This is a genomic window from uncultured Rothia sp., assembly GCF_937976295.1.
GTDB lineage: Bacteria > Actinomycetota > Actinomycetes > Actinomycetales > Micrococcaceae > Rothia.
Window position 1 is genome coordinate 1 of sequence record NZ_CALJRY010000228.1, and the last position, 1,455, is coordinate 1,455.

At 48.5% G+C, this 1,455-nt stretch carries 1 protein-coding gene, 2 tRNA genes and 1 rRNA gene; all 4 read left to right on the forward strand.

Annotation, left to right across the window (positions count from 1 at the left end):
• A partial coding sequence (locus Q0216_RS06125) for a hypothetical protein (RefSeq protein WP_298593770.1) occupies positions 1–182 on the forward strand: 182 nt, incomplete at its 5' end.
• A 53-nt stretch (positions 183–235) separates the two neighbouring features.
• Positions 236–309, forward strand: a tRNA-Ile gene (locus tag Q0216_RS06130).
• 21 nt (positions 310–330) lie between these two features.
• Positions 331–404 (forward strand) — tRNA-Ala (locus tag Q0216_RS06135).
• Positions 405–594: 190 nt separating this feature from the next.
• Positions 595–1,455, forward strand: a 23S ribosomal RNA gene (locus Q0216_RS06140); the annotation flags it as partial.

A 1,455-nucleotide genomic window follows, 5' to 3' on the forward strand; every position in this document is an offset into this window, starting at 1 on the left:
GTCGTAACAAGGTAGCCGTACCGGAAGGTGCGGCTGGAACACCTCCTTTCTGGAGAGGATGCTTATTAGTTGATTTAGTTGATAAGTATTTAAGTATACAAGTCAAGAAGTTAACGGTAATCAAGAAAATAAAAGAACCTTTGGTTCGTTTTTCTTCTTGTACTCACTGCACTCTGTTTTAAGAATAAGAGAAAGGAAGTCTGGCATGAGAAGCCGCAGTGCTTTCTTCCAACTCAGTCCTATAGCTCAGTTGGTTAGAGCGCCACACTGATAATGTGGAGGTCGGCAGTTCAAGTCTGCCTGGGACTACACTTCTTTTATGTTCTTTTCGGGGGATTAGCTCAGCTGGCTAGAGCACCTGCTTTGCAAGCAGGGGGTCAACGGTTCGAATCCGTTATTCTCCACTTTTCGATGCACCTTATGCTTCATGCGTTTTGCTGCATTGACACCGTTCTTTGACTTATTGACACAAGCAAGACTGTAAAGTAAGACATTTCATTCCGCTTTTTTGTGGAGTGGTTATAGATTTCAAGATACAGCTGAAAGTATGAGCAACCCTGTGGTGCGCATTTCATATATGTACCACTTGGCGAATAGAAAGTAACTAAGGGCGTATGGCGGATGCCTAGGCTCACGGAGGCGATGAAGGACGTGATAAGCTGCGATAAGCTCCGGGTAGGTGCAAATGACCTTTGATCCGGTGATTTCCGAATGGGACAACCCAGCACTCTGAAGGAGTGCTATCCTGATTTTCGTTCAGGAGGCTAACGCAGGGAACTGAAACATCTTAGTACCTGCAGGAAAAGAAAATAACTTAATGATTCCCCCAGTAGTGGCGAGCGAACGGGGAACAGCCCAAACCCACGACGTGGCAATGCGCCGTGGGGGTTGTAGGACCACGTTGTCGTACTCTGATTGTGAGGAGAACGTTCTGGAAAGAACGACCGTAGCGGGTGACAGTCCCGTATCCGAAGCATGACGAGGCGTAGTGTCATCCTGAGTAGCGCGGAGCACGAGTAATTCTGCGTGAATCTGCCGGGCCCATCCGGTAAGGCTAAATACTCCCGTGAGACCGATAGTGAAGTTAGTACCGTGAGGGAAAGGTGAAAAGCACTCCTATTAGGAGAGTGAAATAGTTCCTGAAACCATACGCCTACAAGCGGTCGGAGCATATTTTGTATGTGACGGCGTGCCTTTTGCATAATGAACCTACGAGTTACCATGCCCAGCGAGGTTAAGGGGCTCAGCCCCGTATCCGCAGTGAAAGCGAGCCTGAACAGGGCGTTCAGTTGGGTGGGGTAGACGCGAAACCAAGTGATCTACACTTGACCAGGTTGAAGTTCCGGTAACACGGAATGGAGGACCGCACGGATAAGCGTTGAAAAGCTTCCCGATGAGTTGAGTGTAGGAGTGAAAGGCCAATCAAACTTGGAGATAGCTCGTACTCCCCGAAAG